Annotated in this window: 15 protein-coding genes; 7 read left to right on the plus strand and 8 right to left on the minus strand. The window is 51.5% G+C overall.

Going from position 1 to position 23,960, the window contains the following annotated elements; all coding sequences use genetic code 11:
• Positions 1 to 17 precede the first annotated feature (17 nt).
• The 3 genes from APA10_RS03355 to arfB form a co-directional block, all read right to left on the minus strand.
• Positions 18 to 8,576 (minus strand): GH36-type glycosyl hydrolase domain-containing protein, encoded by an 8,559-nt coding sequence (locus APA10_RS03355; protein ID WP_035367312.1) that lies wholly within the window; start codon positions 8,574 to 8,576, stop codon positions 18 to 20.
• A gap of 51 nt (positions 8,577 to 8,627) precedes the next feature.
• A complete protein-coding gene (locus APA10_RS03360) occupies positions 8,628 to 8,843 on the minus strand; it encodes a hypothetical protein (RefSeq protein WP_003630940.1) in 216 nt (71 codons plus the stop codon).
• Between the two features lie 240 nt (positions 8,844 to 9,083).
• Entirely contained in the window at positions 9,084 to 9,524 is a 441-nt protein-coding gene (gene arfB, locus APA10_RS03365; RefSeq protein WP_174714322.1) for an alternative ribosome rescue aminoacyl-tRNA hydrolase ArfB, read from the minus strand.
• A gap of 161 nt (positions 9,525 to 9,685) precedes the next feature.
• Between arfB and katE the strand changes: the two genes are divergently transcribed.
• Complete coding sequence (gene katE, locus APA10_RS03370; protein ID WP_003630942.1) at positions 9,686 to 11,821, plus strand: catalase; 2,136 nt, start codon at positions 9,686 to 9,688, stop codon at positions 11,819 to 11,821.
• Positions 11,822 to 11,880: 59 nt separating this feature from the next.
• Here the strand turns inward: katE and APA10_RS03375 are convergent, their stop codons facing one another.
• Positions 11,881 to 12,237, minus strand: coding sequence for a winged helix-turn-helix transcriptional regulator (locus APA10_RS03375; protein WP_003624479.1), 357 nt, complete (start codon positions 12,235 to 12,237; stop codon positions 11,881 to 11,883).
• A gap of 113 nt (positions 12,238 to 12,350) precedes the next feature.
• Here APA10_RS03375 and APA10_RS03380 point away from each other — a divergent pair, with 113 nt between their 5' ends.
• Positions 12,351 to 13,487 carry an alkene reductase gene (locus APA10_RS03380; RefSeq protein ID WP_003630943.1) on the plus strand — a complete coding sequence of 379 codons (1,137 nt, stop codon included), beginning with the start codon at positions 12,351 to 12,353 and terminating at the stop codon, positions 13,485 to 13,487.
• Complete coding sequence (locus tag APA10_RS03385; protein WP_003630945.1) at positions 13,484 to 14,854, plus strand: NAD-dependent succinate-semialdehyde dehydrogenase; 1,371 nt, start codon at positions 13,484 to 13,486, stop codon at positions 14,852 to 14,854. The genes APA10_RS03380 and APA10_RS03385 overlap by 4 nt, the downstream gene beginning before the upstream one ends.
• 71 nt (positions 14,855 to 14,925) lie before the next feature.
• Here the strand turns inward: APA10_RS03385 and nhaA are convergent, their stop codons facing one another.
• A complete protein-coding gene (gene nhaA, locus APA10_RS03390; RefSeq protein WP_035367313.1) occupies positions 14,926 to 16,158 on the minus strand; it encodes a Na+/H+ antiporter NhaA in 1,233 nt (410 codons plus the stop codon).
• A 100-nt stretch (positions 16,159 to 16,258) separates the two neighbouring features.
• Positions 16,259 to 17,443 carry a lipase family protein gene (locus tag APA10_RS03395; RefSeq protein WP_003630774.1) on the minus strand — a complete coding sequence of 395 codons (1,185 nt, stop codon included), beginning with the start codon at positions 17,441 to 17,443 and terminating at the stop codon, positions 16,259 to 16,261.
• A 136-nt stretch (positions 17,444 to 17,579) separates the two neighbouring features.
• Here APA10_RS03395 and APA10_RS03400 point away from each other — a divergent pair, with 136 nt between their 5' ends.
• The 3 genes from APA10_RS03400 (at position 17,580) to shc (ending at position 21,104) form a co-directional block, all read left to right on the plus strand.
• Positions 17,580 to 18,161 (plus strand): TetR/AcrR family transcriptional regulator, encoded by a 582-nt coding sequence (locus APA10_RS03400; protein ID WP_003630776.1) that lies wholly within the window; start codon positions 17,580 to 17,582, stop codon positions 18,159 to 18,161.
• 170 nt (positions 18,162 to 18,331) lie between these two features.
• Positions 18,332 to 18,886: a TetR/AcrR family transcriptional regulator gene (locus APA10_RS03405; RefSeq protein ID WP_003624473.1), complete on the plus strand. Its 555-nt coding sequence runs from the start codon at positions 18,332 to 18,334 to the stop codon at positions 18,884 to 18,886.
• A 55-nt stretch (positions 18,887 to 18,941) separates the two neighbouring features.
• On the plus strand, positions 18,942 to 21,104 hold the full coding sequence (gene shc / locus APA10_RS03410) for a squalene--hopene cyclase (RefSeq protein WP_003630777.1): 2,163 nt from the start codon (positions 18,942 to 18,944) through the stop codon (positions 21,102 to 21,104).
• A 75-nt stretch (positions 21,105 to 21,179) separates the two neighbouring features.
• Here the strand turns inward: shc and APA10_RS03415 are convergent, their stop codons facing one another.
• A complete protein-coding gene (locus APA10_RS03415; protein ID WP_170164623.1) occupies positions 21,180 to 21,878 on the minus strand; it encodes a hypothetical protein in 699 nt (232 codons plus the stop codon).
• Between the two features lie 27 nt (positions 21,879 to 21,905).
• Complete coding sequence (locus APA10_RS03420; protein ID WP_003630781.1) at positions 21,906 to 23,003, minus strand: YeiH family protein; 1,098 nt, start codon at positions 23,001 to 23,003, stop codon at positions 21,906 to 21,908.
• A 54-nt stretch (positions 23,004 to 23,057) separates the two neighbouring features.
• Here APA10_RS03420 and APA10_RS03425 point away from each other — a divergent pair, with 54 nt between their 5' ends.
• Positions 23,058 to 23,957 carry a LysR family transcriptional regulator gene (locus APA10_RS03425; protein WP_003630783.1) on the plus strand — a complete coding sequence of 300 codons (900 nt, stop codon included), beginning with the start codon at positions 23,058 to 23,060 and terminating at the stop codon, positions 23,955 to 23,957.
• Positions 23,958 to 23,960: the final 3 nt, after the last annotated feature.

Here is a 23,960-nt window from a genome sequence, read left to right on the forward strand (position 1 = left end):
CTATGTTTAGCAGATATTCATGAGCCAAGGATCACTTCTACTTTATGTAAAAGCCCATCATCTTGCATGTTCACTTCATGCATCATGTAACTTTGCACGCCATCTACGGTAATCTTTCTGACACCACGGCAAACATGATCCGGGTTTTTCACCAGAATACTGTAACGCGCTGTTTTCCATTGCAATGTTACCTCAAATTCCGGCCAATGCTGTGGAATGCATGGGTCTATCAAAAGCTTGTCAGCATGGATGCGCACGCCAAGAATGGTTTCAGTGCCCACCCGTTGCATCCAACCGGCAGACCCAGTGTACCAAGACCACCCACCACGCCCAACATGCGGGGCTTCGGAATACACATCGGCGGCAATAACGTAGGGTTCCAGCTTGTAACGGGCCGCCTGTTCCGGTGTCTGGCTATGAGTAATGGGGTTGAGCATATGGAACAACGTTTGGGCCAGATTACCATCACCCAAGGCCGCTATGGCCATAACCGTCCATAAAGCTGCGTGGGTGTACTGTCCGCCATTTTCACGTATGCCGGGTGGGTATCCGCGGATATAGCCGGGGTCTGGCATGGCTTTATCAAATGGTGGCGTAAGCACCAGAATAAGCCCATCCTGCTGCCGCACTAACCGATGGATAGCAGAGCGCATGGCATGGTTGGCCCGTTCCGGCATGGCTGCCCCAGACAGTACAGACCATGATTGGGAAATGGCATCTATCTGACATTCCGGCATGGTGTGGGAGCCAAGAGGCGTGCCATCATCAAAATACGCCCGCAGGTACCAATCTCCATCCCATGTATGTTCCAGCGCTTTGGCCAGTTTGCGGGTATGCTGTTGCCATTTATCTGCCCGCATATCTTCATTACGGGCACGAGCGATGGGGATAAATATCTCCAGCGTGGTGTAGAGGAACCAACCAAGCCACACGCTTTCTCCACGGCCCTGTTCCCCCACACGGTTCATGCCGTCGTTCCAGTCCCCCGTACCCATAAGGGGAAGGCCATGCACACCTACGGCAAGGCTCCGATCAAGCGCGCGGCCACAATGCTCGAAAAGCGTCGCACTCTCTTCCGAGTGTGCGGGAACCATGAAGCTATCGTGCTCGGTTATGGGCAGCGGAGGGGCTTCCAGAAAACCGATATTTTCATCCAGAACAGCAAGGTCACCCGTTGTGGTGACATAGTGTGCCACAGTGTAACCAAGCCATGTGCAGTCATCCGAAATATGGGTACGCACGCCTGCGCCAGTTTGAGGCAGCCACCAATGCTGCACATCACCTTCCACAAACTGGCGGGAAGCCGCGCGAACAAGATGCTCCCGCACCAAAGTGGGGCAGGAGGCTGCAAGGGCCATGCCATCCTGCAACTGATCCCTGAACCCATAAGCCCCACTGGCCTGATAAAAACCTGCACGGGCACGCACACGGCTGGAAAGTGTTTGGTACAACAGCCAGCCATTCAGCATGATGTCCATGCTGCGATCTGGTGTTTTAACCTGAATGGACCCACAAATATGCTGCCATTGCTGTTTGACCTCGTCCAGAACGGTATCCAGATCAATCGTCCGGTAATGGGCAATCATCTGCCTGGCTTCAGCCTCGTTTTCTGCTTCCCCTAGCAGGAAAACAATTTCCACACGTCCATCTGCTGGCAGGGTAACTATGGTTTGCAAAACACCGCATGGATCAAGCCCGGCACCGGTGCTTCCTTGCACAGTATCTGCCAAGGTAAGGGCATACGGGCTATCCAGTGTGCCATTTCTACCTACAAAGGAGGTGCGATCTCCCGAACTGGCTGTGACGTAACCGCCAATATCGGCAAAGGCAACACGGCCACCGTAAACGGCACTCCACCGATTGTGGGCAAATAGCGCCCCTGTGGCATCATCTATTTCCGTTGTAATGAAAGACGCTGTTTTGGCGCGGGCCGTGCCAAGCACCCATTCAACATATCCGGTAAGAGAAAGTGTGCGAGCTTGGCCAGAAAGATTATGCAGTTGCAGACGGGAAATCTTGATGGGGTCTTTTACCGGCGTATATTGCAACAACGTGCTGCCTATGCCGTGCGCAATACGATCATATTGCGTATAGCCGTGCCCGTGGCGGCTAACGTAGGTTGCATCAACATCGCGGCGAATAGCTGCTGTGGGGCTCCATAATACCTTTGTATCTTCATCCCGCAGGTAGAAAATTTCGCCCGGCTGATTGCTGACAGGATCATTCGACCACGGGGTTATCTGGTGTTCACGGCTATTTAGTGCCCATGTGTAGCCGCTTCCTTCGGCAGAAGCCTGAAAACCCGCAGTATCATTGGCAATCACGTTAATCCATGGGGCCGGGGTTGTGTGGCCGGGTGGCAGCACAACCACATATTCCTGTCCGTTATGAGCAAACCCACCATGCCCATTAAAAAATTCAAGTTCGGGAATATCAGGCACCTTGAAGACACTGGGCGCGAACACATGCGGCGTTTGAAACAGAACAGATTTTGGGGCCATTGCCACATCGGCCTGATCAAGCTGTTCTGCCAAACCCTTATCTGCCGTAAGAACAACGCGGGCTGCCGCCAGTAACAGGTTCTTAACTGGAGCGGATATCAGATCAGCCCGTAAAATGCAGATAGAGCCAGCCACGGTTGCCATTTTGGGCATAGAGCGAACAAGGTTTTCAAGAGTGTTCTGTAAATCCTGTAGATAGGACGATGGATGTTCATTTATCAGCACCAGATCTACAGCAACCTGCTTGAGCCGCAAGTATTCATGCGCCAGCAGAACCTGCCGGACAATATCAGTATCTGGCGTATCCTTTACGCGCAAAACAACCAAAGGCAGATCACCAGAAATACCTTGTTCCCATAGCGTTGGCTGGGCAGCCATACCTTGCATGATAACTGCGGATGGTGCCCGTAAAGCCGCATTGGCAAACAGAATATGGCCAGCCAAACGCTGGAACAGATCGGCTTCTGCCGGAGTAATATCAAAATGCCGGAACTGAATTTGCGCCTGTGTCCAAGCCAGTGTGCGTGCACGGTCCAGTGCTGTATCATCCTGATGCACTTCAATCAGCCGTTCCAACTCCTGACGGGATGAAGCAACCATTGTCCAGAACGTGATCCGCGCTGTAGCTCCGGGTTTGATGCTGACGCGGCTGCGCATGGCAAAGCAGGGGTCCAGCACTGTGCCTGTTTGCCCAGAAAGTTGTGTTTTGCCCGCCAGTGCTGCGGGAGACCGGGCTGTATGGCCGCGCCCAATAAACTGCGCACGGTTTGTTTCCACCATAATGGGGGTGGAACACACAGCCACATGTGCCGCCCAGATTTCAGGCTCATTAGGGGTGCGCCGCCTGCGGGTTGCTATAAGGGCTTTGGCTTCTGGCAGGTAATCTGTTTCTACAAACAGTTTGGTAAAAGCCGGATGCGCAAGATCTGAATCTGGTGCCAGTAAAGCCAGTTCTGCATAAGATGTAATATCTATTTCAACACTATCATAGCCACCATTAAAAACGCTCAGGTAGCGTACATCGGCATCATCCTCCGCAGAAACCATGACTTCGACCGTTGTGGTCAGAGAGCCATCACGGCGAGTGAACTCTGCGCGATCTTCATGGAAAACACTTACGTAATCATCCGGTTCTTCCCCACAGGGTTGGATGCCGGCAGACCAGACTTTCCCGGTCTTTACGTTTTTCAGGTAAAGATATGATCCAAAATTATCCAGCGTTGGATCTTCCCGCCAGCGTGTAACAGCCAATCCCTGCCACATGGTATAGCCAGAACCCGCAGACGTGAGCATAACTGTATAACGGCCATTGGAAAGAAGGTGCGTAACAGGAGCGGGCGTGTAATCCGTACCGTAGTAGCGGCCAGATGTCGCTTGCGGCAACTCCGAGCGCGGGAGAGGGTATTCTTCTATTGGCAGAGGATGGGCTACCGCACCTGTGCGGGGTGCGCGTTCCTGCAACAGCAATTCGGCCGAGGCAATCACCGGGTCATCATGAAAGCGTTTCCTCATGATGCCATCCAGAACGGCGTCTGCCACGGAAAGAATGGACATGCCCTGATGGTGCGCCATGTAAGCCTGCACAATGGCCATTTTCTGCCCATCCGGCACGCGTTCTGGGGTGTAATCCAGAGCTTCGTAAAAACCGTATCGACCGTGTGCGCCTGTTTTTTCCAGAACAGACAAATTGGCCACAGCTTTTTGCGGATCAACCATAGAGGCCAGCAAGGTGGCATAGGGCGCCACCACTCTATCCTGCCCAAGGCCACGCTTTAACCCCAACCCCGGAATGCCAAAGTTAGAGTATTGGTAAGTGTAATCTACATCCCGCACATTATAGGCTGATTCCGAAATCCCCCATGGAATATTGTGAGATTGCCCATAAGCAATCTGGCGCTGCACAATAAGCGCGTTGGTTTGCTGGAGCAGGCTGCCTATAGGCGCACGCATCACCAGAGAAGGCATAAGATATTCAAACATTGAGCCAGACCACGATACCAGTGCGGCGCCACTGCCAGCAGAGGTGAGGGCACGCCCCAGGCGGAACCAGTCCCGCGCGGGAATGTCTCCTTTTGCGATGGCAAAAAAGACCGCCAACCGGGATTCAGAGGCTAGCAAATCATAACAATTACTATCTGGGGTATCTTCGGTAACAACAAACCCGATAGAGAGAAGTTTGCGTGCAGGATCTCGCAAAAAGGCAAAATCCATGCCGTATGCAAGCATGGTCGCTTTGGTTTGTAGTGCTTTCAGCCGGTCTTCAAAGGTTGCGCTTTGTGCATGATCCAAATCACGCAGATGGCTTTCAATCGCCTTTAATGGCGCCAGAGACCAGAAAAGCGGGTCTGACACCGCCTGTTCTTCTGCTCCATTGGTTTCTGCATAAAGATGAACTGCGTGCTCTGCTATGGTTTGCGCCTGTTTCTGTAACAACAGCAGACTGGCCTCGGTTTTTATTTCAGAAGCACCCAGAACAGAGGTTTTTAACCGCGCGAGTGATCGGATCAAAACTTTTTGCTGTTTTGTATTCTGCAACCGTTCACCATTACGGAAAGTAAGATCTGTAATGGCAAGGGTAATGGCATCTGCTATACCCTCACGCCACATAGACGGTTGGGCAGTATTTTTAATCCACTCCCGGCAAGCGCGTGCCAGAGCAACAAGGTGGCCCGCAAAATTACCGCTATCTACGGTGGAAACATATAAAGGCGCTAGCGGCTCCAAATCAGCCGTGCTGTACCAGTTATATAAATGCCCTTTATATTTTTCCAATTCATCTAGTGTTTTAAAAGTGTTTTCAAGCCGTTCTATTGTATCAGCCAGACCATTCCAGCCAAAATCATAGGCACTGACCGTGCATAAAAGATAAAGCCCTATATTGGTGGGAGATGTACGTCTGGCGATAACGGGAGAGGGCACTTCCTGAAAATTGTCTGGCGGAAGCATGTGATCATCCGCGGTGACAAATTCTTCAAAAAAGCGCCACGTATTGCGGGCAGTCAGACGCAAAGTGCGAATATCTGTGCGGGAAGGACGGGATTGAGCCGTTAAAACTGCAACCCGGCTTGTCCATAACCCAATAGCAGGAGAAAACGCCCATAGAACAGCCAGTGGGCCAATAAAAATCAGGTTTCCCACATCCTGCATGGTCACCTGTATGACAAGAATGACCGCAATAAGTGGGGCAGAAAGCATTTTCAGGTAATATTGCAGCAAACCAGACTGCAAAAGATCTGCCGTTTGCGCCGCAGGCACCCACTGCAACAAATATCGCCGTGTTACAAAAACTCGCCCAAGAGTGCGAATAATTGCATCACCCAATAGGCAGGCCTGATGCACTAGAAATGTAATGTTAAGCGCCGTCATGACAACGGCATTGGAAATGGATGCCCCCAACACATTAAAATAGCTGCGAAAACTAATCCATTCCCGGCGTGGCGCAATATCGGGAATGACAGGCAGAAAAGCGGGCAGAGCCATAATCAGAAGGATAAACAGTGTCCAGATACCAGCGTTTTCTGGCAACAAAATCCAACTGATAATCAGCGCCAACAAAGTAAAGGGCGCACATAGGGTGCGGCGGAGGTTATCCACCATTTTCCAACGCGCAATTCCGGATAAGCTGTTGCGTGGGGAAGGGGTGCGAAATATGCCAGAAACAATCCAGGGAAGCAGTTGCCAGTCTCCCCGTGTCCAGCGATGGAGCCTTTGGGCCGCAACCAGGTAATCTGTCGGAAACTCCTCTATCACCTCAATGTCAGAAACCAATCCGGCGCGTGCAAAAATACCTTCAAACAGATCATGGCTTAAAAGCGTTGCTTCTGGCACACGCCCGGCCAAGGCAGCTTCAAACGCATCAATTTCGTAAATGCCTTTGCCCGCGTAAGATCCCTCTCCAAACATATCCTGATAAAGATCTGATATTGCAGAGGAATAGGCATCTATCCCGCTAGATGCAGAGAAAATACGCTGGAACAAAGTGCTCTGATGCCCGATAGGCAAAGAGGGCGTAACACGAGGTTGCAGAACAGCATAACCCTGCTGCACACGCCCGGTTGTTGCATTAAATTGCGGTGCATTAAGAGGATGCGCCAGTTTGCCCACCAGTTTTTTGACTGTTTCAAGGGGCAAGCGTGTATCGGCATCCAGTGTGACGATATATTTTACAGCTTGGGGAATATTCTGGCTGCATTCAGCCAGAAAAGTGGTGTCTGTTGCGCCGCGCAACAGGCGGTTCAACTCATGCAGCTTACCCCGTTTGCGCTCCCACCCCATCCATACGCCTTCACTCTCGCTCCAAACCCTGTGGCGGTGCAGAAGGAGAAACCTGTTGCCATCCGGCACAGACCCGTATTTTTCGTTAAGATGATGAATACCGGCAGAAGCTAACTGAAAAAGTGCATCATCTTCTGGGGCAGAGGCCTCTGAATGATCAGACCAATCTGTTAAAAGCGCAAAATAAACACCGCTATCATGAGTGGCCAGATAGTGGATTTCTAACCGAGATAAAAGCTCATCCACCGTTTTTACGTTGGTAAGTAGGGCAGGAATAACCACCATTGTGCGCAGTTTTACCGGAATACCGCCTAAAAGCTCCAACCCCGGCAATGCCGTTACCTTGGTAACACGCAAAGCCAGCCAGTTAATGCACGCAACGGCGGCCTCCAATGCGGGGGCAAGTGCCAACGCCGCTACCAACAGAACCCATGGAAACCATGCGTTTTCCTGAAAGGAAAGCCACACAGGCCCCGCCACAAAAATGAGTGCCAGTATAAAAACAACCACGGCATAGCCTGTAATGCCACTTTGGCAGAATGCCTGTGCCAGTTTTCTGGAAAGACTGGGACGAAAACCGATGGAAGCTTCCAGAATGGAACGACCTTCCATCACCAGATAATAACCGGGATCACTCTTGCGCTGGTCAAACCCATTGGAAGAAGCTGCGTCTTGCGCTAAAAAAACAGCCTTCTTGGCAATCTCAATTTCATCAACGGTACTACCATAAGCCAAATCCTCAATAGCTTTGCGGTAAAGGTCTCGGCTGGCAAAATCGGCAGATGTAAAACTTGCATATTCTGCGAATACTGTATCCACCAAGCACACTTGCTCGAAAGTTTCTGTCCAATCAGATTCTGCAATATGCCGCAAACTGGTAATGATATTTCGAATAGTCGCATTAAAGGCGCCCTGCGTCTGTAAATATTCCTGAATGCCTTGCTCGATATTTGTTTTTTTGTCTGCCAGACGCTGCTCCAACCACACAAGCACGGGGTCTTTTTCTGGATCTATTCCTCTTGAACGATGCGCAAGCTGCGCCGTAAACGCAGGCGTAATCATGCGTGGATCTATTTGAGATAAGATGGCAGACAATTTAGGCGCATCGTTCTTGCGGGCCGCTGCAAGTTGATCAGCCAGAATATCCGCCGCCTGTTGGCTTGCGTGGCTATCTATAATGGCGCTTACAATACGGCGCAGGTTTTCTATTAAAACAATGCGCAAGGTAATGGGAACAGCCCAAAGCTCACCTATCGTAAGTGGCGTAACCGTTTGGTAAGCAAGCAAAAACCGCCGCAAAAAATCAGGCTGAAGATAGCTGTCTGTATGCGCAACAAAAGCCCATGTAATGCCAAAAACGCGCGGCAAACCAACAAAAGGACCATTCGCAAGCTTGGGCAGGCGCGTGTAATACCCACTTGGCAGATCCAGACTGGTTTCTCTAATCTGCATATCAATAAGGGCATAGTTATCTGCCAGCCACTGAGCTGCTGGCGGTAATAATCGGCCCCTTTGACTGGCCTTGGTCACTGTTTCATTAGCTGCTGCAAGCACTGCGGCATTTTCTGCCAACCTGCGCTTGAGGGGCTGCCCACGCCGATTATGCCTTGCGGGCACAATGGCCTGTGCTACGGCCAAGCTTCTGGCATGCGCCTCCAGACGTTCAATGCCAAAAATTTCGCTTTTTATGGGAAAATGATCATCCTGTATGTTAACGGGACCATGCCCCCCAAACAAACCGCGTAAAAATGAACGACTGGCACTTTTGGGGCCGGTATCTGATGGGTGTTCTGTACGCATGCACCAACTCCCTCATAAGGGCCATACAAAGCTGAATGCGGCCTTTATTTGTTATTTCCGAAACAGACTTTTTCTTGTTCTTAGGGCGGTCGAAAGCGCTTTTTCTTCTAACAACGTTTTGTTTTTCACCATTTTATTTTGTGATTTTTTGTTTTCTGGCAAAGAATCTTCACCAACTGCTTTGTCATCAGCCACATTCTGCCCCACCTTCTTTTCTGTTTTTGAAACAGCAGAAGAAGCCTGATTTTTTACAAAAGGGGTGCGCATTTTCGTTCTCCATCCAAGAGAAACCAGCCGCAAACATTTCGATTGTGCTTTAAGTAGATTTCGAGAAAAGCAATAAAGCACTCGGACAAATAGAATATTCTTCTAATCGCCAAGTATTCAGCCGTCATTCAACGCTGGAACGGGGTAAACGTTCCTGAGCGGATTATCTCTGAAAAGAAGAAACCAAAAACAATTTTTAAAGGAAACAGCAAGCCATTCCCATTAGCTTATTTGGCAATATCAATCATCAAGCCGCACTGTGCGTCCTTGTTTAATACGTGCGCGATGTGCTTTTCCCTGCAACCGCCGTTGGCGCGCAGCGCGGCTAGGGCGCGTAGCAACACGAAAAGCCGGGCGATGTGCTGCCTCTCGTATCAAGGCAGCCAGACGCTCTATCGCATCCTCACGGTTGCGCTGCTGCGTGCGAAAACGTCGTGCTGTAATAACAATAACACCGTCACGCGTGGCACGACTGCCCGCAAGTTCCAGCAAGCGTGCACGCACCCGATCTGGCAAGGAAGAAGAATGCGCTGCATCGAACCGTAATTGAGCAGCCGTGGCAACCTTGTTGACATTCTGCCCCCCTGGGCCAGATGCCAAAATATAAGAGACCTCCAGTTCAGAATCGGTCAGAGAAATATTGGGAAGGATAGAAATTGCCATAAGCCCGACATAACACATTTTGTGTTGTGATGCTTGTGCAGCCAAAATCTGCCATTGGAACCATTCTGCCCCCCACACGTAAGAACTAGAATACGGGGAGCGACGAAACCTTAGAGACGCAAGATTTAAGACATGTAAAGGGACGACGCTCCCGCCGAAACACTGGCGAGGAGAAGATCATGGTTGTCAAAAAAAACACGCCCAGCAAAGCTGCCAAAAACGGTTTAAAGGCAAATAAAGATAAAATTGAACCAAGCTATACCGAGCAACAGGGAAATGGGGGAGAAACACACCAGCAGGCTGGCGGTGATATTGCAACACTTACCTCTGCTCAGGGTATTCCCGTAGCGGATGATCAGAACACACTGCGTTACGGTGCACGCGGCCCGGCGTTGATGGAGGATTTCCATTTCCGGGAAAAGATTTTCCATTTTGACCATGAACGTATTCCCGAACGTGTTGTGCACGCCCGTGGCTATGGTGCCCATGGTTATTTTGAACTGACAGACAGCCTGCAAGACGTAACGCGCGCAGCTATTTTTCAGAACGTAGGGGAGCGCACGCCAGCTTTTGTGCGGTTTTCCACGGTAGCGGGGTCCAAAGGCTCGTTTGATGTTGCGCGCGATGTCCGTGGATTTGCCGTTAAACTCTATACCAAGGAAGGTAACTGGGATCTGGTTGGCAACAATATCCCGGTATTCTTCATTCAGGATGCCATCAAGTTTCCTGATATGGTGCACTCCGTAAAACCAGCGCCAGACCGCGATTTTCCGCAGGCTCAATCTGCGCATGATAACTTCTGGGATTTCATTTCACTCACCCCGGAAAGCTTTCATATGATCATGTGGGTGATGTCAGACCGGGGTATCCCGCGGTCCTTCCGTTTTATGGAAGGGTTTGGGGTGCATACATTCCGTTTTCTGGACAGCAATGACCGTTCAACCTTTGTGAAGTTTCATTGGAAGCCCAAGCAGGGATTGCAATCTGTTGTCTGGAATGAAGCGGTCAAGATCAATGGGGCAGACCCTGATTTTCATCGGCGAGATCTCTGGAGCGCAATTTCCAGCGGGGACTTTCCCGAATGGGAACTGGGCGTGCAGCTTTTTGACGAAGAATTTGCCGAAAAATTCGATTTCGATGTGCTGGACCCCACCAAACTTATTCCTGAAGAACTGGTGCCCGTAAGAATAGTGGGCCGTCTGGTGCTGGACCGCGTTGTTGATAACTTTTTTGCCGAAACAGAGCAGGTTGCGTTCTGCACCCAGAACGTGCCGCCAGGCATTGATTTCTCAAACGATCCGCTGCTTCAGGGCCGAAATTTCTCATATCTGGATACACAGGTAAAACGGCTTGGTAGCCCCAATTTTACGCATATCCCAATCAATGCTCCCAAATGCCCCATGGCGCATTTTCAGCAGGATGGGCATATGGCCATGCACAACCTGGTAGGCCGCGCCAATTACGAGCCGAACAGTTGGGGGGCAGCAGGTGGCCCGCGTGAAAACCCAAAACAGGGCTTCCGCAGTTTTGCAAGCGAGGAAACAGGCCCCAAGCGGCGCCTACGGCCCGAAAGTTTTTCCGATCACTACAGTCAGGCGCGGCAGTTTTACATCAGCCAGACGCCCATTGAGCAGAAGCATATTGCAGATGGCATTACGTTTGAACTGAGCAAGGTAGAACGGCCCGATATTCGCTCCCGCGTTGTCTCCCATCTGCTGCATATTGATGAGGATCTGGCAACAACGGTAGCTGATGGTCTGGGCTTGCCATTGCCTGATCCCGCAGAAACAACTCAGCCTACGCGTAATGATCTGCCAGCGTCTGATGCGCTCAGCATCCTCAAAAATGGGCCAAAAACATTTGCAGGCCGAAAAATGGGTATTCTGGCAACAGATGGCGTGGATGCAGACCTTTTTGTTGCGCTTATTGCTGCCCTTCAGGCAGAAAAAGCCAATTATGAAGTGGTGGCCCCCAAAATTGGCGGCATTACACTCTCGGATGGCACCAAGGTGGCTGCGCAGCAGAAGATAGATGGAGGCCCATCGGTATTATACGATGCCGTAGCCATTCTGGCTTCCAAGGAAGGTACAAAAGTTCTGGCTAGTAACCCTGCAGCCAAGGATTTCCTTACAGACGCCTTCACGCACTGCAAATTTATTGGGTATTCGGCAGAGGCCTGCACGTTGTTCAAAAAGGCGGGTTTGGCTGACGATGTTGATAAAGGCTGCATCAAGCTTGGTAGCAAAAACGATGCCAATGCATTTGTAAAAACCTGCGGCGCACTTCGCTTCTGGCAGCGTGAAAAGCTGGATTGAAATTAAAGCCCCTCTCACGCTCGTTTAGATAACGTGGGTGAGGGGCTTTCACCCACTACCTATTCTTTTTTCTGCTTCAAGCTATGGGCATATTTATCGCCCCATTCCTTGAGTGCATGGATGACCGGCTTGAGGGTTTTGCCTAGGTCGGTCAGTTCATATTCCACCCGCGGCGGCACTTCGGGAAAAACCGTGCGGGAAATCAGGCCATCGGCTTCCAGTTCTCGCAACTGGTTCGTCAGCATACGCTGCGTTACATTTGGCATACGCCTACGAAATTCGCTAAAGCGCAGCACGCCATCTTCAAACAGATGATACAGAATAAGCGCCTTCCATTTGCCCCCAAATAACTCCAGCGTGGCTTCTACGGTGCAGCCGGGGCTGCATGTTAGCGTGGTGTGGCGAATACGGGGCATGGTATCATTCCTGACACTATAGGCGGTTTATGTGCGTTCTTGCGCCTTAAACCTAATAGGCCAATGTTTACGAGCAGACCAGAGACTATTTCTGCTTCTGAACAAGGCTGATCATGACTTCAATTTCTCTTTTTGACCCCATAACACTGGGTGATCTGCCCCTAGAAAACCGGATTTTTCTGCCGCCGTTAACCCGCTGCCGCAGCACCCAGCCGGGTGATATCCCCAATGCGCTTATGGCAGAATACTATGCTCAGCGTACGCAGGCAGGTTTTTTGCTTACCGAAGGCACACAAATAGAACCACGCGGGCAAGGCTATGCCTGGACACCCGGCATTTACTCCCCTGAACAGATTGCGGGCTGGAAACTGGTAACAGATGCCGTGCACGCCAAAAAGCGCCCCATTTTTGCGCAGCTTTGGCATGTTGGGCGTGTTTCGCACCATCTTTTGCAACCGAACCACCAGTCACCTATTGCACCATCTGCTGTGGCCGCAACGGGTGTGAATGTTTTTATCCCAACCGGCCCGGGCACCGGAAAACTGGTGCCGCCCGATACCCCTCGTGCATTGACCATTCCCGAAATTCATGAACTGGTAGAGCTTTATGCGCAGGCTGCCAGAAACGCTCTGCAAGCCGGATTTGATGGCGTGGAAATTCACGCTGCCAATGGGTATCTGGTCAACCAGTTTATTTCCGAACGCGCCAATTTTCGCACAGATGCCTATGGCGGTTCGCTCCCCAACCGGCTGAGATTTTTGCGTGAAGTGGTAGAGGCCGTTTCTGCCGTGGTTTCTCCTGAAAGGCTGGGCGTCAGGTTTTCTCCACTGTTCAGCACAACCAAGGAAGAACGCGTTTATCTTGGCTTGTTGGAAAGCAATCCGACAGAAACCTATACGCAAGCGGTACGTGTTTTGGCCGATGCAGGCATTGCATATCTCTCTCTGGCAGAAGCTGACTGGGATAACGCGCCAGATATGCCGGATTCATTCCGTGCTGCCGTGCGCGATATCTTTCCGGGCCGCATTTTGTGTGCGGGCCGTTACGATAAAGCCAAAGCAGACCACGTTTTGCAAAATGGCTGGGCCGACATGATCGGGTTTGGCCGCAAATTCATCGCCAACCCGGATTTGCCTGCGCGTTTGCAGCACGGATGGCCCCTTAACGCCATAGACCCCACAACCATGTATGGCGGCGGCGCACACGGATACACCGATTACCCTTTTTATAATCAGGATGATAAAAAATGATTATGTATCAGACAATTAACCCCACCACCGAAAGTGTTGAACGCACGTTTGAACTGCATACCCCAAAACAGATGCAGGCGATCACAGACAGGGCGGACCATATCTGGCGCACAGATTGGAAAAAGCGCAGCATTGCAGAGCGTAAAATCATTATGTCAAAGGCGGCTGATCTGCTGCGTAAGGACCGGCAAGCCCATGCGCGCCTGATTGCCACGGAAATGGGCAAAGCACTGCCAGATGCGCTGGAGGAAATTGATATCACGGCAGATATTCTTTCCTTCTACGCCAATGGGGCAGAGGTGTTTCTGGCTCCCACGCCGCTCAAGGTAAAAGATGGCAGCGCAAAAATAATCAACCAGCCACTAGGCGTTATTTATTGCATCGAGCCTTGGAACTTTCCTTATTACCAACTGGCACGGGTAGCGGGCCCCAACCTGATGGCGGGCAATGTGGTGATAGCCAAGCATGCCCCCAACGTGCCGCAATGCGCCTTGGCGTTTGAAAAACTGTTTCATGATGCCGGAGCGCCAGCTGGCGTTTATACCAATATTTTCCTAAGCAATGATCAATCTGCCGAGCTGATCAAGGATGTCCGTATTCGTGGTGTGGCGCTTACTGGTAGTGAACGGGCAGGGCAGGCCGTAGCGGCAGAAGCTGGTGCCTCACTCAAGAAGGACACCATGGAACTTGGCGGCAGTGATGCCTTTATTGTGCTGGATGATGCCGATCTGGAACTTGCCATCAAATGGGCTACATGGGGCCGCTTTGCCAATAACGGACAAGTGTGCACCGCCGCAAAACGCATGATTGTGCATGAAAAAATTTATGATGCATTTCTGGATGGGTTGAAAAAGGCCATCACCCAATTCCGTATTGGGGACCCATTGGCAGAAGGGATCACACATGGCCCCATGAGCAGCAAACGCGCGCTGGATCTGGTGCTGGAACAGATTGATGAAGCCGTAAAAGCCGGTGCAACCTTGGTTGCTGGTGGCAAGCGGATAAACCGTAAAGGGTTCTTTATGGAACCCACAATCCTGACTAATGTGAAAAAAGATAACCCTGTTTTTTATCAGGAAATCTTTGGCCCGGTTGCGGTTGTTCATAAGGTTACATCTGAACAGGAAGCCGTTGATCTGGCAAATGACTCACCATATGGCCTTGGTGGTTCCGTATTCTCGCGCGATATCGGGAGGGCAGAAAAGGTGGCCGAGCAGGTTGAAACCGGTATGATGTTTATTAACACAGCCACCGCTGCCGCACCCGAACTGCCATTTGGGGGCATTAAAAATTCTGGCTTTGGCCGGGAGCTTTCTTTCCTCGGGATTGAGGAATTCATTAACCGCAAGCTTATTCGTATAGGGTAAAAACTTATAGTTCTGCTTTGTGTCTGCCCTTAACAAACTATGCAGACACAAAGCAAACGAACATGGCAACCTTATTTGCCGCTCATAGCCGCAAGGTTGGCAGGACACTGGCTTGGTTGTTCAACAGGCAAGCAGCGCAGCCAACTCCATCCGGCCAATGCTGCAACAACAGATCCCGCAAATATCCCCAGTTTTGCAGATACAATTGTATCTGCATCTTTAAATGCCAAACCGGCAATAAACAGACTGATGGTAAAGCCAATACCGCACAGCAAAGAAAGCCCGAAAAGCATTTTTATTGATGTTGCGGCTGGGACAGGCGCTATGCGTAGTTGGAACGACAATATGGTTGCTCCAAACACACCCACGGGCTTTCCTATAATCAACCCCAGCATGATGCCCAGAGGAACGGGAGCAAGAAGTGCACCCATATGCTCACCAGCAAGAGAAACCCCAACATTCATAAAGCCAAATAGGGGCAGCACCAGCCATATTACGAAAGGCGTTAACGCGGATGATACTTTTTCAAGCGGCGTCATCTGTTCTGTATCTGTTGCAGGTGGTTGAGCTGGCAGGCAAAGGCCAGTAATCACCCCGGCAAGCGTTGGGTGCAGGCCGGAAGATAAAAGCATGCCCCAAAGCAGCAGGCATCCGGCAGAATAAACCCACAAAGATCTGCATCCCAAGCGGTTTGCAGCAATCATGCCCACGGTTACACACAGCACGCCAGCCAGTGCAGGCCAGTAAAGGGCAGAACCGTAAAACAGGGCAATAACAACAATGCCCAACACATCATCAAAAATGGCAAGGGCCATAAGCCATGCCCGCGCCCCGGCCGAAACACGCGCCCCCAGCGCCATAATAACGGGCAATGTAAATGCGGCATCGGTAGCCACAGGAATGGCCCATCCATGAACCGCTTCTGCATGCTTGTACGTTACCAGAAAATAGGTAAGCGCTGGCACAGCCATACCACCCAATGCGCCAATCAATGGCAAGGCAATCTGACGCATGGATGAAAGATGGCCCGAAACCATCTCTTTCTTGATTTCCAGAATAATCAGCAGGAAAAAAAGCGTCATCAACCCATCAGATACCCATGCCTCAAGCGTATCTGGCATGTGCGGTCCTAAAATAGAAAGCCGCATGGGTGTTGTAATCAGGGCTTCATAACCACCACACCAAGCCGAGTTTGCCAGAGCAAACCCCGTAAGTGAGGCCAGAAGCAGGGCTGTTGCACCTCCTGCCGGAGACTGCAAAAAACGATGGATGCGATAAACGCACGCAGCAGGGGTATCTGTCATACGTGAATATTGAAGACGTTATATACCCCGCACAAGGGAGGAAAAACGTAAAGCCGCCGCTTTTCCTCCCGCAATCAAGCCTGAATATGTGTAGGTGCTTTTATTCCGGCGTTGGAGTGCACTGAGGCGTAACAGTTTGCCCGTTCATGACGGCCTGCGTGAAAGAAGCTGAATCCGGTAATGAGGCATTTACCGTCTGATCATGGTTCAGACCTTTATAAACATGCGCCTGCACAACTGTGCCAGCAGCACAGGCGGCCTTTACCAACCCGTACTGAAGCGGCGGAGGCACATCCTTATCAAGCTCTCCAGTGCCCATAAACAGCGGTTGAGCCAGATGCATGGTGGGGTATTGCATTGCCTGTAAAGCCGGAGCCAGATTTTTTGCAAAATCGGGCTTAAGAGAGTTGCTGAAATTCAGGCCATCCTCCTTCACCTTATCTGTCAGCTCATACACACACAAATTGGCTGCGCCACGGTAGGCCGGCATGGCTTTTGCCGTAAAAACACTTTCTGGCTTAAAGGCCGCATCGTAGCCAGAAAGCCCCTGTGCCAGATACAGCGCATAAACAATAACGGGGTTATATGGCGCATTGTCCGGCGCAGTTGCCATCTGCTTGAGCAATTCCGGCGTAATATAAGGTGCACCCGTGGCCACCGTGCCCCGAATATTCAGTTCTGGCGCATAGGTTGGGGCAAAAGCAGCCGAAGCAAAAGCAGCCCCACCACCTTGAGACTGCCCGACAATCATGATCTTGTTCTGCAAATCCGGCACCGAGGCCAAAGCTGCCTTCACGCCATCCAGCAGGCTATAGGCTTCCACTCGCGTGTTCAGATACGGGTGAGTGCCGGGGGTGCCTAAACCCTGATAATCCGTGCCCACTACGGCAAAGCCACGCTTCATCCATTCAGAAAGATAACGCTTGTTCCGTGCGCTCCACGGGTTGTTAGAGGGTGCGCAGCGGTCTGCAACGCCTACCGTGCCATGTGCCCAGGCAACAATAGGCCACCCACCAGCAGGCGGTTTACCTGTGGGCAGAATCACTTCAGCCGTAACTGGCACAAGCCCTTTGCCTGTAATGCCATTGGTGGAAAGGTACGTAATGCGCAGGGAACGCCCAGCATCTGGCAACGTAAAAGCATCTGGTAAGGATTGAGACGATGTAAGCTTACCAGCCGTGCCGGAAGGAGAGGCTGTTGCTGCAATGGCGCCAGAACTCACCCCCATCAGGCAAAAACCAGCAACCAGACGAGAAACATGATAAACAGAGGGGAGAAAACGCAAGAGGGATCCTTCCTCAGGCTATTGGTCTTGTGTTTGACCGCCCGACAAGTTGAAACTTAACAATGTTAAGAATGGGACATGGGGATAGAATGTCAAGTGTTCTGAGGGTCATCGTGAATATTCTGGAAAATATGTAATGGCCCAGCCTGTTCAGCCTAAAAAAGCCTATCATCATGGAGACTTGCATGCCGCTCTGTTGCGTTCCGCACGCACCATTCTGGAGGAGCAAGGCATTGCTGCGCTGGGGCTGCGGGCCATTACGCGCCATACGGGTGTTTCACAAACCGCAGCAATTCCGCATTTTGGAAATCTCACAGGCCTACTCAGTGCACTGGCAACCATTGGGTATGAAGAACTGACCGCAACGCTTACGCCGCTGCTTGATAAAGGGCCATACGCTGTGGGTGTAGCCTATGTGCAGTTTGCCATGCAGCATCCCGGCCTGTTTACACTTATGTTCCGCAGCGATGTAGTTGATAGGAAAAACCCGCATCTGGATGCCGCCGCAGCCAAAACATCTGCCATGCTCACACAATTGGTGGGAGAGCTGAAAGGCCAGCATTCTGCCCATACACGTGCTGGTGCGCGCGCAGCCTTATGGGCCAAGGTTCATGGTTTAGCTGTATTGGCCATAGACGGACTTCTGGAAGCCTTGCTGACGCGAGAAGGTGAGAAGATGACACTGAACGCCCTTATTGAAGATGCGCTAAGGCCGTAAGAAGGGAAAATTATTTTTTATTATCATGTTCTTATGTAAATTTTCTTACTTATATCGAGCTGCTTTCTGCCATTCTAAAAATGCATCCGTGTATTCCAATAATATAGTTGCACAATCATCGCTCTCATTTTAATTCCATCCAGACGGATTGAAATAATAGAGGACGGTGCATGGGCCGCCGCAGAACCATTGATCGGGAGAGCGTTCTGGACAGCGCAGAGCTGCTTGTTCAGAAGGGCGGCGCAACCGCTTTAACGCTTGATGCCGTGGCCAAAGCCGCAGGAATTACCAAAGGTGGCCTGCAATACTGTTTTGGCAACAAAGATGACCTGATTACCGCCATGATTGATCGCTGGATAGCAGCTTTTGATCTGGAAATAGAAAAACATGCGGGGCCCAAGGCATCACTGGCAGAGCGGGCGCGTGCCTATGTTCTGGCATGCCGCCAGATAGATGCCGCCACGCAAGCCAGAATGGTAGGCATGCTGATTACCCTGCTGCAATCCCCCAAATACCTCAATCGGATACGAGAATGGTACGCCGGATGGTTTGGGGATTGTAACGTCACCGCAGAAGATGCGCGGCAGGCGCGTACGGCAATTTTTGCAGCCGAAGGGGCTTTCCTTCTCAGAAGCTTCGGCTTTATCGCTATGGATCAGTCTGGTTGGGATTCAGTGTTTACAGATTGCCTGCGGCTTATTACGCCCCAAGCAGAAACACCATGATCTTTAAAACAGGAACCAATGAGTCTTTCATGATATTTCGCGCAGGTATGACACAATGAATATGGCAAGCCGTTTTTCATTAAAGAAGATTTTGCGTTCCGGTTCAGACACACAGGGAACAAACGTTAACACCCTTATTCAGTCTGGAACCTCGGATATTGTGCGTCAAAAACCTGCTCCACAGGTTCCGGCAGATCTGTCAGCCCTGAAAGCAATGGGGAACAGCCTGACACACACGCTGTCTTCCGCATGTGAATGGTTAATGAAGCAACAGAAACCCGATGGCCATTGGGTGGGTTCTGTTGGGTCCAATGCCTCCATGGAAGCTGAATGGTGTTTGGCTCTGTGGTTCCTGGGGTTGGAAGATCATCCCCTGCGCCCGCGCTTGGGCAAGGCTCTGCTTGAAATGCAGCGGCCCGATGGCTCTTGGGGCACATATTATGGTGCTGGCAGTGGTGATATCAACGCGACTGTGGAATCTTATGCCGCTCTCAGATCTTTGGGCTACGCAGAAGATGACCCGGCCGTTAGCAAAGCTGCTGCATGGATTATCAGCAAAGGCGGCCTAAAGAACGTACGTGTATTCACCCGCTACTGGCTGGCCCTGATTGGGGAATGGCCGTGGGAGAAAACACCTAATCTTCCGCCAGAAATTATCTGGTTCCCCGATAATTTTGTTTTTTCCATTTACAATTTTGCACAATGGGCCCGCGCCACCATGATGCCGCTGGCTATTTTGTCTGCACGCCGTCCATCCCGTCCGCTGCGTCCGCAAGATCGGCTGGATGCCCTTTTCCCGGGTGGCCGTGCGAACTTTGATTACGAACTGCCCACCAAAGAGGGCAGGGATGTTATTGCTGACTTCTTTCGTCTGGCTGATAAAGGCCTGCATTGGTTGCAGTCTTCTTTCCTTAAACGCGCGCCTTCGCGGGAAGCTGCCATTAAATACGTGCTGGAATGGATTATCTGGCATCAGGATGCAGATGGTGGCTGGGGTGGCATTCAGCCGCCATGGGTATACGGGCTGATGGCCCTGCATGGTGAGGGCTATCAATTCCACCACCCCGTTATGGCAAAGGCATTGGATGCGCTAAACGATCCGGGTTGGCGGCACGACAAAGGTGATGCCAGTTGGATTCAGGCCACAAACAGCCCTGTATGGGACACCATGCTGTCGCTCATGGCGCTGCATGATGCCAATGCCGAAGAACGCTTTACACCAGAAATGGATAAGGCTCTGGACTGGCTGCTTTCCCGTCAAATACGCGTGAAAGGGGATTGGTCTGTTAAACTCCCCAATACAGAACCCGGTGGCTGGGCGTTTGAATACGCCAATGACAGATACCCGGATACAGATGATACCGCCGTTGCGCTGATTGCCATTGCATCTTGCCGCAACCGGCCAGAGTGGCAAGCAAAAGGCGTAGAAGAAGCCATTGGCCGCGGCGTGCGGTGGCTGGTAGCCATGCAAAGTTCCTGCGGTGGCTGGGGCGCTTTTGATAAGGACAACAACAAGAGCATTCTTGCCAAAATTCCGTTCTGCGATTTTGGGGAAGCGCTGGACCCGCCATCGGTGGACGTTACGGCGCACGTTCTGGAAGCTTTTGGCCTGTTGGGCTTGCCGCGTGATCTACCCTGCATCCAGCGTGGGCTGGCTTACATTCGTAAGGAGCAAGATCCAACAGGGCCTTGGTTTGGCCGCTGGGGCGTAAATTACCTGTATGGCACCGGGGCTGTTCTGCCCGCTCTGGCCGCCTTGGGTGAGGACATGACACAGCCTTACATCTCCAAGGCTTGTGACTGGCTTATTAACTGCCAGCAGGAAAATGGCGGTTGGGGTGAAAGCTGTGCGTCCTACATGGAAGTCTCTTCCATTGGCCATGGCGCCACCACGCCATCTCAAACGGCTTGGGCCCTTATGGGGCTGATAGCGGCCAACCGTCCGCAGGATTATGAGGCCATAGCCAAAGGTTGCCGCTACCTGATTGACTTGCAGGAAGAAGACGGAAGCTGGAATGAAGAAGAGTTCACCGGTACGGGCTTCCCCGGCTACGGTGTGGGCCAGACCATCAAGCTGGATGACCCGGCCATTTCAAAGCGTCTGATGCAGGGGGCCGAGCTCTCACGCGCCTTCATGCTGCGCTATGATCTCTACCGCCAGCTTTTCCCGATTATCGCGCTCAGCCGTGCATCCCGTTTAATCAAACTCGGAAACTAACTTAGGATAAGGATGCAGAGGGAAACTTCTGCATCCTTTATAATTGAGGCATTACATCATCTGGCTTGGCAGTATTTAATGCCCGGAAGGGGTGATTGAGTCCTGATTATCCGCAGTATGGCTGCCGGTCATGGCCATATCACCGCCACCCTGCATGCCGCCACCTCCACCATTACCACCCCCGCCGCCACCAGCTTTTTCTGCTCCGCCATCTTTCCCTTTACCGCCACAAGCCTGCACACGGGTTGGGCCTTGTATGGGAATACTCAGATCAGACGGAATAGGGGCAAGATCCAGCGCCTGCCTTACAAAATTACGCAAGGATACAACCAAATCATGCGTATGCACCCGCTGGCCTGCCACCAGTTCGCGCGCAGCATGTTCTGCTAAACGTACATGTTCTTCCGTGCCCAGAAGAATGATATCGGATAGCGCAGCCTCTACAGCATCACGAATACGACGTGCCCGGTCGGATGCATTGGCGTCTTCCAATATGGACGTGGTTGTTGGGGTATCCGTATCCGCCGCAATACGGAAATCTCGCTTATGCCTTGGGTCTACTGCCAGATCTCCGGTAAAAGACCCCCCCAATGTGCGGTAAGCTGCAATCAATGTGCGCAAACGCTCATTAATCTGGCGGTTCATACGTTCCCGCCGCTGCTGGATCAGCACCATCATCAAAAGTCTGATGCCCACACCAATTAAAGTAATGAGCGAGAGCCCAATCATGGTGAACAGAAAGCTGTGCCATGAACTGAAGTCTAGATTACGCAATATGGGCTCCCAATGCTGATGGCTGTTCTAGAACACGACCTTAAGCAGTAGCATACTGGCACAAATCAGCCCGAGCAGAGAAAACCCTTCCGTCAGAAGCAGTGGACGACCTGCGCGAAAAACCGAACGTATGTCTATGCACAAGCCCAACGCAGCCATGGCCAGAATGGTTAAAAAATTGGCTATAAAGCTTAAAGGCGCAATGAGTTCATGCGGAATAACGTTCATGGAACGCGCAATCATCATGATGATAAAGCCAACAATATACCAAGGCACCATCTGCGGCGCACGATGCGCGTGCTGAACTTTCCCTCGGTTTAAGCGGGCATAAAGTATGGACAGAACAATACAGACTGGCCCCAACATCAATACACGCATCAGCTTAACCAGCATGCCAATATGCCCGGCGTTTCCGCCAAAAGCCGAGGCCGCAGCCGCAACCTGAGGCACGGCATAAACCGTTAGCCCGGCAAGGGCCCCGCCAGTGCGGCTATCTAGCGGCAGAAAGGGGGCCACAAGCGGTAAGCCTACAACAAGTATCAGGCCACCCGCTGCCGTAAAGGCAATTGTTGCACCAATATCTTCATCTTTGGCATGAATGCTAGGGGCCGCCGCCATAATAGCCGAATTGCCGCAAATGGAGTTCCCGCAAGCCACCAGCAGAGTTTGGGGCAAAGGCAGGCCCATCATGCAGCCAATGCAACTGGTAAATATCAGGCTAAACGCAACCAGCCCCATAACGCCGACCAAAAGCCACGGCCCAGTGGAAAACGCCGCATCAATGCTAAAAGAAGCCCCAAGCAGCACAATCCCTATATTCAAAAGCGTTTTCGAACATGTTCGGATACCCGGCTGCCACAGATGATCTGGCTTACGCGCAGCCCGTACCACAACACCGGCAATAAGCGCCAGATTGAGCATTTCCAGCCAGATTTTCCCGCACAGAAATTCTTCAATCTGCTGGCAAAAATAGGCAATGCCCGTAATAGCCAGACACAATAAAATACCGGGAAGATTATGGCTGATAACATCCAATATGCGTTGTTTGAATAATGGCTGCGCCTGAGATGTGGTGAGCATGGCAATGTCCCTTTCTTTGCAAAACATAAGGGCAAGCCATTTCATCACTCCAACTCATTATTCTGTTTATTCCAATCGGAAATCATGATTGATTGAAGTATGAAATCAGGCATGACACTGGAACAACTTCGCTTCTTTATTGCTGTTGCAGAGCGTGAGCACGTTACAGCGGCCAGCAAGGCCCTGCATGTTACGCAATCAGCCGTATCCGCTGCTATTGCCACGCTGGAAGAACAGCATGCAGTCAAGCTGTTTCATCGTGTGGGGCGCGGTATTTGCCTTACAGAGGCAGGCCGCCTGTTTTTACCTGAAGCCCGTGCAGTTCTGGCGCAGGCAGAAGCCGCCGAGAACATGCTGGAAGCCTTTAGCGGGCTGAAGCAGGGCACATTACGCGTTGTTGCCAGCCAGACTATTGCAGCCTATTGGCTGCCAGCACTTTTGGTGAAATTCTGCCAACAATATCCGCAAATTGTTATGGATATTGCCATCAGCAACACAGAAGAAGCAGCACACCGCGTTAAAAACGGTGAAGTTGATCTGGGTATTGTGGAAGGGCAGGTGGATGATCCCGCCTTGGCGCAATGGCCCGTTGCAACAGATAGCCTGAGCATTGTGCAAGCCGATGCGCATGTGCCTGACACTATAGATGCCGCGTGGCTACGATCTGCCAAATGGGTCATGCGTGAACCGGGTTCTGGCACCCGCACCACACTGGAACACGCTTTGCGGCATCACGGCATAGACCCTACGGAACTAAATGTAACGCTTGTGCTGCCTTCCAACGAGAGTGTGCGTACGGCCATTGAGGCAGGTGCAGGTATTGGTGCTCTTTCTGCTTTAGTGATTGCACCCGCCGTGCAGGCAGGCACGTTGCATGCCGTGCCCCAAGCTTTGGGAACACGCTTCTTCTACGGTTTGCGCCATAAGGAGCGTTATCGCAGCCCGGCAGCAGAAGCGCTGTTGGAGTTAATTGCCCAATCCAGCAAAGTGCAGACCTAAAAG

It is taken from the genome of Acetobacter pasteurianus subsp. pasteurianus LMG 1262 = NBRC 106471, from assembly GCF_000285275.1.
Classification (GTDB): Bacteria; Pseudomonadota; Alphaproteobacteria; order Acetobacterales; family Acetobacteraceae; genus Acetobacter; species Acetobacter pasteurianus.